Origin of the sequence: Microcoleus sp. BROC3 (genome assembly GCF_036702515.1) — a bacterium.
Lineage (GTDB): Bacteria > Cyanobacteriota > Cyanobacteriia > Cyanobacteriales > Microcoleaceae > Microcoleus.
This window is the reverse complement of sequence record NZ_JAUBTQ010000098.1, coordinates 1-12,138: the sequence shown is the minus strand read 5'-3', so window position 1 is coordinate 12,138 and position 12,138 is coordinate 1. Positions and strand designations below refer to the sequence as shown.

The following is a 12,138-nucleotide window of genomic DNA, read 5'->3' as shown; positions in this document are numbered from 1 at the left end:
GTAGTAAGCCCAGAAGAGGAAACCGCCGAAGAAATTTTGTGTGATATAGCAAAAGCTAAGGAAGGGCAAATCTACTTTTGGGATTTTGCCAGAGGTTGGACAGATTCGGGTACATCCAAGGGAAATCCGATGCAAGCCTTGGAGCGGATCAGCAAAGCGCCGGCAATGGAACAAGTCACTTTGTTCGTCATGAAAGACATTGCGACTTTGATTGCACCGGGTGCGAATGGGCAGATAGCAAGTAACCAACTAGCGATCGTCCGGGAACTGAAAAATTTGGCAGTGACCATCGCCCGTGACCGTCGCTGTCTCGTCATTCTCTCCGACCAACTCCGAATTCCTCAAGAACTGCGCGAAGAAATTACGGTGGTAGATGTCTCCTTACCAGGCATCGACGAGATATCGAAGTTGATCGATCGACTGGTTGGCAAGAATATAAAACTGAACCCGGAACAAAGGCAACAGCTAACAAAGGCTTGCCAGGGGCTGACTCGGTGCCGGATCTCCCGCGTCCTTGCCAAGTGCTTAGTTCTTGGAAAAGTTGATATTCGGGCCCTAGCTGCGGTCATCGAGGAAAAGCGCCAAACCATCCGAGAGACAGGCATCCTCGAATTTATCCCGGTTCAATCAGGTCTGGAGTCGATCGGCGGACTCGAAAATCTCAAGCAATGGGTGAAGGTTCGATCGCACTCTTTCAGTGACCAAGCCCGCGAGTATGGTTTGCCCAACCCCAAAGGTGTGTTACTCGCCGGCATTCAGGGAACAGGCAAAAGTCTCTTAGCCAAAACCATTGCTGCTGAATGGAAATTGCCTCTGCTGCGCCTCGATGTCGGGCGCGTGTTCGGGAGCATGGTCGGCGAAAGCGAGAACCGCATCAGACACGTCATTAAGTTAGCCGAGGCGATCGCACCGGTGATTTTATTCCTAGACGAAATAGACAAAGCGTTCGCCAACATCACGTCTGGCATGGATGGAGATTCAGGGACAAGTCAGCGGGTATTCGGCGCGCTCCTGACATGGATGCAAGAAAAGACCGCGCCAGTGTTTGTGGTGATGACTGCGAACCGCGCCGAAGTCCTCCCCGCCGAGTTGATCCGCAAGGGACGGATCGATGAAATTTTCTGGGTTGACCTGCCGAACCTCACAGAGCGGGAGCAAATTTTTCAAGTTCACCTCACTCGCGTCCGACCCGATCGAGTCAAGCTAGGGAATTTCGACTTGAAGCTACTGGCAGAGCAGTCAAAAAGTTTCTCTGGTGCGGAGATTGAGCAAGTTATCTACGACGCGATGCAAAACGGCTTCAGTGCTGGACGCGAATTCACAGAGCGAGACTTGACCATAGCGATTACTGGCTGCGTCCCGTTAGCGCGGATTGCTCAAGGTCAAATTGACGAGCTGAAAACTTGGGCAATTCGATCGGGCGCTAAATCCGCCAGCATTACCGATCGTACTGAAACACCTGTGAGTTCCTACTCTCATCTCTCACCTCTTGAGGTTGACGAAAATTAATCATTATCAGAAAGCGAAGCCAAAGGTTACAAATGCTTCGCTTTTTGATTTAGGAATTGTTCACATAAATTGAGGCAAAATATGGAACCCCATTTTGTTCATCCTTTATCAAGCTTGGAAACGATCGATACTGATGAAGGCAGAAAAGAAGTAATAAATAGTTGGGCGTTTGCCTCAGTGATTTGGTCAACCGCCCTCGCTGGTAACGAAAATGCTTTGATTTTGATTAATGAGGTATTTCCTGATAAAAGCAGAATTCCTTTACTACTTTTGCGTTCTAAGCAGGGAGATGAAACAGCGATTAGAGATGCGATCGGAATTATTGCTTTTGCTATTGATGACAAATTAACTGAAACATTTGAAAATAAAGGTTCAGAACATTGAAATAGTCGTGTAATGCTTCGCTGTAAGGAAGTGATGTTTTGAGTTTGTGAGTCAGATTATGTCAAAAGTTAAAATGGATGCTGAAACACTGTCGAAGAATTTGCAACATTTCTGTGGAACTGAGCAATATTTCAAACATTGGCTTGGAATTCAGTACACCGATGGAGTCAAATACTTAGCTGAGAATGCTGAATGCTACTGGTTGATTGATGCGATCGGCTCTCATCAGCCCAGAGCTAACCGAATTCACCGTTTAACAGAGTTTCAACTTTGGTTCCTTCATGTCGGAAATGCACATGAGTTTATTAAGCCCAGAGGAAGTAATGCTGCGGTATTGACTTGTTGGGAAGATTCACCAACCCCCGAAACTAAACCTGCGATTATTCAACAGATACCAATTACTGATTTTCCGTTGCCAGAAATCAAGCTTTATGTACAAGAGAAAATTCTTCTGTTGCCACAGGAAAATTAAGCCTTAAGAATCTGTCCAGTTCTCCAACACAGGAAACTGGACAGACACTCAATCACCTAACTTACATCGGAGCAAATCAAATGACTGACAGCCAAACAATTCCTGAAATCACACTCCAAGAAAAGCAAAAGCAATTGGAAGCCTTGCAAATAGAAGTTAACAAAATTTTTACTGAAGCAATCAGTAAAAAGGTAAAAAATTTAGATTTTGCAATTGAGATTTGGGTAAATGCAGTGCAAGAAAAAGCAGCTTATGTGGCGATCGCTAGTCTCATGATTCGCCACAGTACAAATTTTCAGGGAGACGAAATGTTGCAATTTTTGCGATTTTTAACTAATGGAACCCTCAAAAAAGATGCTTCGATCGCTCAGTGGGCAGTTGATTTAATAAATCAAGGTTTAGTAATCAATAATGCCTTAAACTTCAAAGCTAAACGGGGGAAAGTTTCATGAAGCCTTGCAAAATCTGTAGCGGTCAGCTCATGTTTCTAGGTCAGTTAGGCTATGTTAAACATTTCCAATGCCGACACTGTGGAATGAGTTTTGCTCATTCTCCAAAAATTACCAGAGACGAATTCGTAGCTTGCGGGCGCGTAGCGCATCGAGTTATTTCAGTCAAATACTAATCATGCCACTCACACAAACCAAACAATGCGCTAATTGTCCCTGGAAAGTAGACCCAGATTTGAGCCAAATTCCTGGCTATAGCCGGGAAAATCATGAAGCTTTGAAGGGGACGATCGCTAATCCAAATTTTGATTTGTTAGATCAATTAACAAGCCCTAAAGTAGCAATGGGCTGTCACTATTCCACCGATGACAAACTCCTTGAATGTGTAGCTGGGATTTATCATCAACTTCGCAACAATAATCTACCTCTGCGATTGATATTGATGCGATGCGCTACGCGCCCGCAAGCTACGAATCAGATAAAAGACCTTGAAATTGATGGCGCACAACGGGCAACTTTGGCTGAAATTTTAAAAGATTAATTTAAAGTCATAGTTAAATTAGCGCTTCGCTTTTAAGGTTTGAGGAAAACCGTCAATAGAAACTGTTTTCCTCTCAAATCATCAACAACATGAAACACATTGTCATCCTAGAAGTCATTGATCAAAAAAATCTGACAGCAGAAGTTTTGCAGGAACCGCCAATGATTTTAACTTGGTGGGGTATGTTCTTCTTGTTTAATCGTAAAACAGCTCAAGATTCGATTACTGAAGGTCAAATCATTACCTATATCTATATCGAGATATACGGCTGCGCTTTACGAAGCATCAAAGTTTCAGAAGTTAAAAAATTGGAGTGAAAATCATGGGGCATCACACAGAAGAAGTAATAGACGAAGCTGCAAGAATTCAAAAAGAGGTTGATAAAGTCTTTGAAACGGCTCGATCGAATAACTGGAGTTTGGAACAATTTGCGGTTAAAGTTCTAGCAGGCGCAACAGATTTTGACTTAGCATATATTGCCATTGGTTCTCAACTTGTTCAAAATGTTACGGGATTAGATGGTCAAAGTTCGGTCGAAATTCTCAAGTATTTGATAGCTCAAACCATAGAGAAGAATTCTGTGAAAATTAAACAAGCACAGGAACTTTTCTATCGCGGATTACTTATCAACAAAGACTACGCTGAACAACGATTGGCAGAAGAGAAAGCGCAACAGCAACAGCAAACCTCCAAAGAAAGGAGAAATTAGGATGAAAACTTATAAAACTGATGACACAGTAGGACAACTGAAACTATCGATCGCACTTCATCTCTTACCCAACCTTCCACCAATTCCGCATCAAGAATACAGACTGATTGTTGCTGACCCGCCGTGGCAGTTCACACTCAGGGAAACAGACAAGACTCACCGGGGCCGTTGCAGCTACCCATCCATGACCGATGACGAAATTCTGAATATGCCGATAAGTGCGATTGCCAGCGATGACTCTTATCTGCTGCTATGGGTAACAAACAACCATCAAGCGCTGGGGTTCCGGTGTCTCGACCGCTGGGGATTTACTCATCGATCGACTTTCACCTGGGAAAAAGTCACCAAGGACGGCAGACCTCATGCTGGATTAGGTCACTACGGCAGGAATTGCACCGAGCATTTTCTGGTCGCCACTAAAGGTGCACCGGGGAGTTTTACCACTCATGGTTTGACCACCATTAACAACCTCATCAAAGCTCCCCGTAGAGAGCATTCACAGAAGCCGAAACAGTTTTGGGGAATCGCCGATCAACTCGCTGAAAAACTGGAGAATTGCGAGAGGTTGGGCAAGTTATCGCATCCGTCGAGGATTGAACTTTTTGCTCGGGAACAACGGCCTAATTGGGATGCCTGGGGTGCTGAGGCTAACTTGCCTAATGCTTTAGTTTGATAACTCAACCCTAGTTTTTTATGGAAATTACTAGGGTTAAGTCATTTTGTTATTGCTTCGCTTAAGGATATTGATTTGTCCTGTAAGCGTATTTACTGGGTCGCTCCCAGTCACAAAATGAGCTGGTTTAATTTAGTTTTTGGAATTACTTCGATCGCATCCGATCCAACTTACAATTCCTACGATTCCACTGATACTGTCCCCGATCAAAGTTACGAAGAAAGTCAACATGAAAGTTACGAGGAAAGTTACGAGAAAAGTTACGGAATTAAAATCACAAATCCGGTACAGTTTACCGATGATTTTGCAGCAAAAGTAATCGAAGCTCTCGAACTTTTAGCTCGTTATTGTCCAGAGTATTTCAGCTTAATTCAAGAGTATACTCATTGCATAAGTAGTGCTACTTTATCGGGTGCTGCTTATTGGAAGAATGAAATACTCATTGCTGAACAAACATTTAGTCGTGATGTTGAATGGTTAGCCAGCATTTTTGTTCATGAAAATCATCACATCCTCCGTCGATCTGTTGGTGATAAATTTGTTGACAATAGCAGGGAGGAAGAATTGGACTGCATTGAACAACAAATCCTCTGTTTGAAACAGCTTAACGTTCCTCAAAGCTGGATTGAGAGTTTAAGAGCTGAAACAGGTGATCATTATTTGGAAGAGATTACCTGGTAATTTAGTGTTTTGCTTCGCATAAAGGCATTGATTTGTTCTCTCAAAATATCATCATGACAACCGTTCATAACGACTGCACAACGACAGAATCAGAATCCAATGAATTGCCAGAGACTGCTGAAAACGGCTTCATTATTGTGAGTGACTTCTTAGCACATCAGCATGAATCGATCGAAACTGCATTGAAAAATAGCAAATTTCAATACCTGATAAAGTTTCATTCTTTTGACCATGATGCGCTCTGGAAACAAGGTGCTTTTAGAGTCTACGTTTTAGAAGAACATCTCGAAGCAGTTAGTAATTTCTGTAGAGCGATCGAACTTGCCAATATATCCAACAAATAATAGCGAAATAACTGGGTCGCTCCCAGTTAACAAATACCATGCAATCCAATTCTTCTGACTCGTTAACCAATTTGCCTTTCCCAACTAATGAGCAATCTGATGTACCACGAATTTATCTTCAACAAGAGGGTTCTTTTCAGGGTACTTGGATTGATGCTATCAACGCTTCTGAAATGCAGCAAAATATTGACTACATTCAGACTTCCCTTAATGGCTCTGTCCAAATTACTTCATTTCAGAACTTCAACAGCGTTGAGTTTCTAATGAAACCAGAAATGCCAACAGTGTTTATCGCGCAAGTAGGCAAAGGAATTATCAAATATGGCAAACCATTTTCTGTTTATTTCTCCTTCTACGAGCATCGGCAAGAATCACAAATCTTGAAAAACTTTCAAGAAGATTACAGAGGTTGTTTCGATCGCACTGAAGATTTTGTCAAAGAAATTCTTACCAAAGAAGCCTTTGATTCACAGTTAAAACGCAACAATCTTAGCTGGAAGCATCTCAATATCGAAGAAATTATCCGAGATTGGTTCTATTCGACAGAGGGAATTTATCGGCGGATGTTAGATGAAAAAGTCTACATTTTCAAACGTCGTTAATGCTTTGCCTTCAGATGTTGATATAGCGTAATACTGGGTCGCTCCCAGTTCTAAAAATGGTTTCACCTGAGATAAATATTGCCGGGTTGCACAAAGTAGCTGATTTTCCGTTGAATGAGCATCATAAAGTTGTTTCTACTATCAAAAAAATGACTCATCAGCTAGAGTTTTACGTTTATCAAGGCAGATTTACTCTTTACGTTTTGCCTGAAGATACTGAAACTGCCAAAGTATTGCTTGGAATTCCAATTCAGTAATAGCGTAATAACTGGATCGCTTCCAGTTCAAACCAATGCCTTACTACATTTTAGTCACACTTGATCAAGAGGTTGAAGTTTACACCACTCCTGAAATGTTGACCTCTGAAGAAATTCAAGAAGTGATGGGTATTGAAACAATGCCAGCGATAGTAAAAGAGTTGAGTTTTTCCGATACTTCGATCGTCATGCTTTGTGACGCTGATGTCGTATCGAAAGAACTTCAGCCAACTTGTCTGACACAAAATGGCGATATGGTTTGTGGTCAGGTACTAATTCTCGCAACTAATGAATCCCCAGACGATTTGTGCTTACTTAACGTGCGTCAAGCCAAAATTGTCAAAGAAGAACTAAAATTGTACCCAAAACCAGTCCAGCCCGAACACAATTTTAGTGCTTCGCTATGGGATATTGATTGATTTTCTACGTCGTTTACTGGAGCCAAGATGTCACGATTTTACGCTTTAATCAATTCAACAGGAATTCAAGAAGTACAAGCAACTGAAATGCCAAAACTGCATGAAATTCAAAAGCTTGTAGGAATTCCAGGTAAAGAAGCATTTTTGGAAGCGGTTTATCAGTGCTATTCTGACTCGTCGATCGCTATTCTGTGTGATGACGAATTCTTGCTTAAAGGTTGTCAACCAACTTTAGTTCTTCCTAATGGGACTATTCTTCATGGACAGCTTTTCATTGTGGCACAGAATATCCAAATTGAAGATTTCTGCCTTTTGACTCAGAAACAGCTAGAAATTATCAAAAAAGAAAGCAAAATCTATTCCTTACAGCCTCGCTAGCAACCAATCATGCCCTGTCTAGAACGAGAACCAGGGCATGAGTCATTTCGGAGTCAATTCAACATCAACGGTCAAGAATCATGGATAACAATCTGTATCGTCGAATAGTCCAGTATGCGATCGAAATATCTGGGCGAGACTCATTGCCCTGGCCCGGATTGTACACTGCCAGAAGTGTCTACAACCTTCTGAAGAAATCTCCGCCTTTGTTGCCCGAAGAAATTGGCGCTCAACTAGGTAATATATCAGCAGAATATGTCAATCAAATCATTTTAGGTTTACAAACTGGCGGGGTTGAGATTGAAGCAGTTCCGACAGAAACAGCAGGTGGTAGACCCAAAGTGAAATATACGATTGGCAAGGATAGCTACACCTATTACATTTTGGTGTCGCCTAGAGGTTTTGATATTCGCAAATCTTCTCAGTTCAGACTTAACATACTGGAATTGATTGGAACTCACGTTGCTGATGTCGATCGAATTGACAACGAATTTATCGATCGGAGTGCTGTGATATTTGCCAACAAAAACTCTAACGATAACTTGAGCTATCTCACCAAAACTGGGAAAGAATTACGGGGTTTGTTCGTCATTCTTTCTCTGATTAATGCTGATGATTTAGTTGCCTTAAATTCAACACAGGTTCGGTCGATCGTCAGTCAGCTAGTCTAATTCTAATCCCAATGAAAAAGCGCTAGTTGCCTAAGTTCCTACCGCTTTTTAGTTCTGTATCTCACTGTTTTGTTGTCTGTTTCTTCATCCGGGATGGTTTGTGAAGCAACAAAACAGAAGTAAGTTCAGTATAACCCATTTTCCACAACTAGACAAACAGGTAAGAAGAATGTTAGACGAATCAAATCCTAGAGAATATGATGCGGTACTCGGCAATCAAGTCTTAGATCCGATCGATACTGATACTGCGGTGCTCGGAGGTTTATTCGGTGTCAGGAACCGTTTAGCATCAGGTAATATAGCATCACAAATTGGTGCTATGTCTGAAGCGTGTCGATATGGTGAGCCTGGTTTTGATTTGATAGTTCAGTTTTTGAGAGATAACTGGAACTCGATCAATCCAAAAGTAAAGGTCGCTGCAAAAGATGCAGTTGCTGAAATTTTGAATAAGACTCTAATTACTGATAATGTAGGGTGGTATCTTATTTCACATCGACAGATTCGCATTGAGAATAAAATAGATACTTTGGAATTAGCTTGTGAAAAACTTCTTGATTACATACATAGCGTGTACCCAAACACAAAATGGTATCTAGCTGGAGGATACGTCTATGTTTTCTTTTCTCAAATTCACGATCGGAATTGGGCTAAAGGTAACAGAAAAACGCTAAATGATTCGATCGACTATTTGGTTCAGATTCTCACAGCCGAAAAGTTAAGAAGAGTCCGAATCTTACAATTTACTTACGCTCAAACTTATTATGATGTTTCGTTGGCTCATCAAAAGGAAATATATGGAGCCAAATTTGTCAAAAACATTAAATCCAGATTGGCGAGTCAAAGCATTTATCATAGTTTACTTCCTTGGTTTGAAGAAGAATTAGAAAAATTAATTGCGTCAGGTTAATGCTTCGCATTTAGACTGTGATTTCTAAATCACAGAAAATGAAAGACAATTTAACGGAATTGCCGATCGACCAGCAAGTCTACAATTTAGCTTTAGGTTATGCCTCAGAACAAGCAAACCTACAACATGGGCTGAAAATTTTCTACAATACAATGACAGTGTGGGCAGTGAATTATCTTCTAGGGCGGATGAACTTTGAAACCCTGATAGATAAAGATGATGATTGGACTGTGGGAATTGAATCAGCTTTAGAATTGGCTGACGTAATGTTGCCCGGAATCGGAAAAATTCAATGCTGCCGAATTGATGAAGGAGAAACACGAATTATTGTTCCAGCCCAAGACGATCGCATTGCTTATATCTTTGTTGAATTACCGGGGTCAGTAGAAAAGGTCAAACTTTTGGGCTTTCTCCCGGCTGCCGACATCCACGGCGATACTGTCGAAATTTCCGTTACCAACCTTCAGCCATTTGACCGCTTATCTGACTATTTGGAAGCTATTCAATTACAAACTGTTTAAGGAGAGAACAATGGCAACTTTAAAAACTTTGATGATGTCTCTGGCAGGGAAGCCCAAGCCTGATCGACCTCAATCGGTTTGGATAGTTAACTGCCCCCCGCCAGAACAGGATGATTTTGCGGGAGCGATGGCGTTCCGCCCCGCAAGCTACGGACAAGCTGAATGTCAACTTGAAGATAAATTCCGATTCGACAGAGAGGGCGTTTATCTTGGCACTACAGCTTCCTTGGCGGGTGCCGTCGCCCATCTCACTGCTGAAGAAATCGATCGGGATTGGCAATCTGTTTGCAGGATGATGAATTGGTAATGAAACCTCGTGCCTTGGGTATAGCCGAAGTATACCCAAGGTATAACTCACCAGCGCAGTGACGGGAGTAGCGCCCCGTCCCGTCAAGCGCGTTGTAATATAACTCCCGGCGTTAGCGAAGCCCTCGAAGAGGATCGCTCCTGATTCATGAAATCTTGCACCTCATGAGTCAGTCTCTGGGCATCTTCAGCGCTCAGGGAATCTTGATCATGGTCATTAAGGTAATCAGCGAAAAATGCTGCGGTTACATAGCTTTCCCAGATAAACATTTCGTTTTGGGTTCCGGCAATGGGACTATCGAAGCTTTCGCCTACATGAAATACCGAGTTATCTTCGGGATTTCCATAGAATTTAGCTGATTCTTCTTTCATCGGAGTGCTAAAAACTCTGTAGCGTTTCCTAACTACCGATGTTAAATGGGTAATTGTCACCCCTGGCGGTGGATTATTCTTATCTCGGTAGTTGCCTTGGTTCATCCAGGCATAGAAAGCATCTATGTTCCCTGATACTTGATATCGATCGCCTTCCTCACTATGATTTCCGTACTCAGACAGTAGCATTTCCTTGAATAAGTTAAAAATTATTTCATCTGATTGGTTCATTGAAAAAGAGCATTTTTTCAAGAGTTCGTTACAGTCTGTCAGAACTTGGAAAGCATCTGTTACCTTGGTATGAACTGACAACGGTTTACTGCTTACTATGTCAGAGTTCTTTCTTCTGATTCCTAAGTAAACTGTATGTCGATCGCTTATCACTGCTGGAGCAAGATAGCATCCAATAATTAAACTTTCAGACTCAGGTTTAAACCCAAATCCTACTGCTTTTCCCCGTCTCCGTTTTGCTTCACCCATATTTCCTCACTTTGAAACTCAATATTATTCTATTTTAACGCTATTCTTTACTTAGCGAACATATTAGCTTCGCCCTTAAGTAGTGATTTAGCAGTTCGTATTTATGCACAACCCAGATTTTTCAATCCCTCCTGAAGTCGAAAACAAACTCAGAATCTGTACTGTAATTGAAGAAGCTTCATGGCTCTGTGACGGTGAGCTTTTACCTTGTGAGGTCAAGCATGAAGTCGTTGCCCCCCAATTTTTAACGGGCAATCCCCAGAAATTGATTTGCTTCTCTCGACAAAAGTATGTGACGATCGGCTTAATTCCAATCAAACTCTTTCAAACCAAGGAAAGTGCTTGGGAAAGTGCTTGTCTTGACGCTGTTTCTGATTTAGGTTTATCAAATACTCAGGTTATTACTAAATCGATCGTCACTCAGGTAGTTAACAAAGCTACCCAATTGATTCAGACTTTAAATTGGTGGTCTGTATAATAACTGTTTCTTGTTTCCCGTTTCTAGTAATGTTTCTAGGAATGTTTCTGTTATTTGTTTCTAGTAATGTTTCTAGTAAAAAGTAAGATTTTGCTTCGCTGTGAGGGTATGAGATGGAGGATTAAATAATGACAGCATTTGAGACAGAACATGGCACTTGGCAAAGCAAAGATGGTAAATCAATCCAATATACCAAACAAAGTTGCCTGCTTCATAGTCACGATGATTGGAGCGAGTATCATCTACAAATTACTAGATGGCCGAAAACTACCTCAATTGAAATTGTGGTAATGAGTGGAGATCAAGCCTACGACGATGCTGAAAGCCGATGGTCAAGTTCCGACGTTTATCGGTATGTCAAAATGCCTCATGCAGAATTTGATGCCAAAAGAGATGAGTTAATTCAGAAAGTTCTTGAGTTAGCAAATACCCAATTTGGTGTTTTAACACTTCCAAGTTAAGAGCGTATTTCTGGGTCGCTCCCAGATTCTTATCATGTACGACCATAGCCTGATAACGCTAGGCAGAACCCTTAAGAATGCTCGACAACAGCACGGTTTTAGCCAGAAAGACTTGTGTAAATTGCTGATTGTACCGTCAGACATTTTTCTGACGATCGACCGCTGCCTGCTCTCAAAAATAGAAAATAATCGAGTGGATGTGCGATCGAGTGAGTATGACTGGCTGATATCCAGAATTGCTGGAATATTTGCCCTCGATGTTGTTTGGCTTGAAGAAATCCGTCAGCAAACCGAAGTCGAACCTTTCGATTTCAGCAAAGTGCTAGCCGTATTTCCCGTTTACTTCAACGAGAAAACCTATGACCTATAAAACAGTATATCTGCATCGGGTGGTGGCGGAACAAACCATCGATCGTAAGCTCAGACCCGGTGAAGTTGTTCATCACTTGGACGAGGACATATCTAATAACTCGCCAGAAAACCTGGTGATTTGTTCTAGTCCTTCTGTTCACGGACGATACCAT

23 protein-coding genes are annotated in these 12,138 nt (G+C 41.8%); 22 read left to right on the top strand and 1 reads right to left on the bottom strand.

Annotated features, from left to right (window positions below):
• From QUB30_RS31815 to QUB30_RS31730, 18 genes are all read left to right on the top strand, one after another.
• Window positions 1-1,509 (top strand): AAA family ATPase (locus QUB30_RS31815; RefSeq protein WP_333342051.1); only part of this gene is annotated, 1,509 nt, incomplete at its 5' end.
• Between the two features lie 81 nt (window positions 1,510-1,590).
• Window positions 1,591-1,893, top strand: coding sequence for a hypothetical protein (locus tag QUB30_RS31810; protein WP_333342050.1), 303 nt, complete (start codon window positions 1,591-1,593; stop codon window positions 1,891-1,893).
• 58 nt (window positions 1,894-1,951) lie between these two features.
• Window positions 1,952-2,365 (top strand): DUF6876 family protein, encoded by a 414-nt coding sequence (locus tag QUB30_RS31805; RefSeq protein ID WP_333342048.1) that lies wholly within the window; start codon window positions 1,952-1,954, stop codon window positions 2,363-2,365.
• A gap of 80 nt (window positions 2,366-2,445) precedes the next feature.
• On the top strand, window positions 2,446-2,817 hold the full coding sequence (locus tag QUB30_RS31800; protein WP_333342046.1) for a hypothetical protein: 372 nt from the start codon (window positions 2,446-2,448) through the stop codon (window positions 2,815-2,817).
• Between the two features lie 175 nt (window positions 2,818-2,992).
• Entirely contained in the window at window positions 2,993-3,355 is a 363-nt protein-coding gene (locus tag QUB30_RS31795; RefSeq protein WP_333342044.1) for a hypothetical protein, read from the top strand.
• An 89-nt stretch (window positions 3,356-3,444) separates the two neighbouring features.
• Window positions 3,445-3,672, top strand: coding sequence for a hypothetical protein (locus QUB30_RS31790; protein WP_333342042.1), 228 nt, complete (start codon window positions 3,445-3,447; stop codon window positions 3,670-3,672).
• 5 nt (window positions 3,673-3,677) lie between these two features.
• On the top strand, window positions 3,678-4,064 hold the full coding sequence (locus QUB30_RS31785) for a hypothetical protein (protein WP_333342040.1): 387 nt from the start codon (window positions 3,678-3,680) through the stop codon (window positions 4,062-4,064).
• A 1-nt stretch (window position 4,065) separates the two neighbouring features.
• Entirely contained in the window at window positions 4,066-4,737 is a 672-nt protein-coding gene (locus QUB30_RS31780) for an MT-A70 family methyltransferase (protein WP_333342039.1), read from the top strand.
• Between the two features lie 117 nt (window positions 4,738-4,854).
• Complete coding sequence (locus QUB30_RS31775; RefSeq protein WP_333342037.1) at window positions 4,855-5,418, top strand: hypothetical protein; 564 nt, start codon at window positions 4,855-4,857, stop codon at window positions 5,416-5,418.
• Between the two features lie 53 nt (window positions 5,419-5,471).
• Window positions 5,472-5,762, top strand: coding sequence for a hypothetical protein (locus QUB30_RS31770; protein WP_333342036.1), 291 nt, complete (start codon window positions 5,472-5,474; stop codon window positions 5,760-5,762).
• Window positions 5,763-5,800: 38 nt separating this feature from the next.
• The gene (locus QUB30_RS31765) at window positions 5,801-6,364 is read left to right on the top strand and encodes a hypothetical protein (RefSeq protein ID WP_333342035.1); all 564 of its coding nucleotides are present in this window, start codon (window positions 5,801-5,803) and stop codon (window positions 6,362-6,364) included.
• A 56-nt stretch (window positions 6,365-6,420) separates the two neighbouring features.
• Window positions 6,421-6,621, top strand: coding sequence for a hypothetical protein (locus tag QUB30_RS31760; protein WP_333342033.1), 201 nt, complete (start codon window positions 6,421-6,423; stop codon window positions 6,619-6,621).
• A gap of 35 nt (window positions 6,622-6,656) precedes the next feature.
• Entirely contained in the window at window positions 6,657-7,040 is a 384-nt protein-coding gene (locus QUB30_RS31755) for a hypothetical protein (RefSeq protein ID WP_333342032.1), read from the top strand.
• Window positions 7,041-7,067: 27 nt separating this feature from the next.
• Window positions 7,068-7,418: a DUF3846 domain-containing protein gene (locus tag QUB30_RS31750; RefSeq protein WP_333342030.1), complete on the top strand. Its 351-nt coding sequence runs from the start codon at window positions 7,068-7,070 to the stop codon at window positions 7,416-7,418.
• Between the two features lie 80 nt (window positions 7,419-7,498).
• Window positions 7,499-8,089, top strand: coding sequence for a hypothetical protein (locus QUB30_RS31745; RefSeq protein WP_333342028.1), 591 nt, complete (start codon window positions 7,499-7,501; stop codon window positions 8,087-8,089).
• A 100-nt stretch (window positions 8,090-8,189) separates the two neighbouring features.
• Window positions 8,190-8,996: a hypothetical protein gene (locus QUB30_RS31740; RefSeq protein ID WP_333342026.1), complete on the top strand. Its 807-nt coding sequence runs from the start codon at window positions 8,190-8,192 to the stop codon at window positions 8,994-8,996.
• A 38-nt stretch (window positions 8,997-9,034) separates the two neighbouring features.
• The gene (locus QUB30_RS31735; RefSeq protein ID WP_333342024.1) at window positions 9,035-9,517 is read left to right on the top strand and encodes a DUF1822 family protein; all 483 of its coding nucleotides are present in this window, start codon (window positions 9,035-9,037) and stop codon (window positions 9,515-9,517) included.
• A 10-nt stretch (window positions 9,518-9,527) separates the two neighbouring features.
• On the top strand, window positions 9,528-9,824 hold the full coding sequence (locus QUB30_RS31730) for a hypothetical protein (RefSeq protein ID WP_333342022.1): 297 nt from the start codon (window positions 9,528-9,530) through the stop codon (window positions 9,822-9,824).
• An 83-nt stretch (window positions 9,825-9,907) separates the two neighbouring features.
• Here QUB30_RS31730 and QUB30_RS31725 read toward each other — a convergent pair whose 3' ends face one another.
• Window positions 9,908-10,426 carry a hypothetical protein gene (locus QUB30_RS31725; RefSeq protein ID WP_333342020.1) on the bottom strand — a complete coding sequence of 173 codons (519 nt, stop codon included), beginning with the start codon at window positions 10,424-10,426 and terminating at the stop codon, window positions 9,908-9,910.
• A gap of 352 nt (window positions 10,427-10,778) precedes the next feature.
• Between QUB30_RS31725 and QUB30_RS31720 the strand changes: the two genes are divergently transcribed.
• The 4 genes from QUB30_RS31720 to QUB30_RS34045 form a co-directional block, all read left to right on the top strand.
• Window positions 10,779-11,153, top strand: coding sequence for a hypothetical protein (locus QUB30_RS31720; RefSeq protein WP_333342018.1), 375 nt, complete (start codon window positions 10,779-10,781; stop codon window positions 11,151-11,153).
• Between the two features lie 128 nt (window positions 11,154-11,281).
• The gene (locus QUB30_RS31715) at window positions 11,282-11,614 is read left to right on the top strand and encodes a hypothetical protein (protein WP_333342016.1); all 333 of its coding nucleotides are present in this window, start codon (window positions 11,282-11,284) and stop codon (window positions 11,612-11,614) included.
• A 34-nt stretch (window positions 11,615-11,648) separates the two neighbouring features.
• Window positions 11,649-11,984 (top strand): hypothetical protein, encoded by a 336-nt coding sequence (locus QUB30_RS31710; protein WP_333342014.1) that lies wholly within the window; start codon window positions 11,649-11,651, stop codon window positions 11,982-11,984.
• The coding region (locus QUB30_RS34045; protein WP_445300574.1) for an HNH endonuclease at window positions 11,974-12,138 on the top strand (165 nt) is incomplete at its 3' end. The genes QUB30_RS31710 and QUB30_RS34045, both read left to right, overlap by 11 nt.

What these genes read in the sequence shown, in the direction of transcription:
- QUB30_RS31750 (WP_333342030.1), top strand. Translation starts at nt 7,068, where the DNA reads ATGTCACGATTTTACGCTTTAATCAATTCAACAGGAATTCAAGAAGTA.
- QUB30_RS31780 (WP_333342039.1), top strand. Translation starts at nt 4,066, where the DNA reads ATGAAAACTTATAAAACTGATGACACAGTAGGACAACTGAAACTATCG.
- QUB30_RS31770 (WP_333342036.1), top strand. Translation starts at nt 5,472, where the DNA reads ATGACAACCGTTCATAACGACTGCACAACGACAGAATCAGAATCCAAT.
- QUB30_RS31800 (WP_333342046.1), top strand. Translation starts at nt 2,446, where the DNA reads ATGACTGACAGCCAAACAATTCCTGAAATCACACTCCAAGAAAAGCAA.
- QUB30_RS31710 (WP_333342014.1), top strand. Translation starts at nt 11,649, where the DNA reads ATGTACGACCATAGCCTGATAACGCTAGGCAGAACCCTTAAGAATGCT.
- QUB30_RS31795 (WP_333342044.1), top strand. Translation starts at nt 2,993, where the DNA reads ATGCCACTCACACAAACCAAACAATGCGCTAATTGTCCCTGGAAAGTA.
- QUB30_RS31765 (WP_333342035.1), top strand. Translation starts at nt 5,801, where the DNA reads ATGCAATCCAATTCTTCTGACTCGTTAACCAATTTGCCTTTCCCAACT.
- QUB30_RS31810 (WP_333342050.1), top strand. Translation starts at nt 1,591, where the DNA reads ATGGAACCCCATTTTGTTCATCCTTTATCAAGCTTGGAAACGATCGAT.
- QUB30_RS31755 (WP_333342032.1), top strand. Translation starts at nt 6,657, where the DNA reads ATGCCTTACTACATTTTAGTCACACTTGATCAAGAGGTTGAAGTTTAC.
- QUB30_RS31730 (WP_333342022.1), top strand. Translation starts at nt 9,528, where the DNA reads ATGGCAACTTTAAAAACTTTGATGATGTCTCTGGCAGGGAAGCCCAAG.
- QUB30_RS31725 (WP_333342020.1), bottom strand. Translation starts at nt 10,426, where the DNA reads ATGAACCAATCAGATGAAATAATTTTTAACTTATTCAAGGAAATGCTA.
- QUB30_RS31720 (WP_333342018.1), top strand. Translation starts at nt 10,779, where the DNA reads ATGCACAACCCAGATTTTTCAATCCCTCCTGAAGTCGAAAACAAACTC.
- QUB30_RS31715 (WP_333342016.1), top strand. Translation starts at nt 11,282, where the DNA reads ATGACAGCATTTGAGACAGAACATGGCACTTGGCAAAGCAAAGATGGT.
- QUB30_RS31745 (WP_333342028.1), top strand. Translation starts at nt 7,499, where the DNA reads ATGGATAACAATCTGTATCGTCGAATAGTCCAGTATGCGATCGAAATA.
- QUB30_RS31790 (WP_333342042.1), top strand. Translation starts at nt 3,445, where the DNA reads ATGAAACACATTGTCATCCTAGAAGTCATTGATCAAAAAAATCTGACA.
- QUB30_RS31760 (WP_333342033.1), top strand. Translation starts at nt 6,421, where the DNA reads ATGGTTTCACCTGAGATAAATATTGCCGGGTTGCACAAAGTAGCTGAT.
- QUB30_RS31775 (WP_333342037.1), top strand. Translation starts at nt 4,855, where the DNA reads ATGAGCTGGTTTAATTTAGTTTTTGGAATTACTTCGATCGCATCCGAT.
- QUB30_RS31735 (WP_333342024.1), top strand. Translation starts at nt 9,035, where the DNA reads ATGAAAGACAATTTAACGGAATTGCCGATCGACCAGCAAGTCTACAAT.
- QUB30_RS31785 (WP_333342040.1), top strand. Translation starts at nt 3,678, where the DNA reads ATGGGGCATCACACAGAAGAAGTAATAGACGAAGCTGCAAGAATTCAA.
- QUB30_RS31805 (WP_333342048.1), top strand. Translation starts at nt 1,952, where the DNA reads ATGTCAAAAGTTAAAATGGATGCTGAAACACTGTCGAAGAATTTGCAA.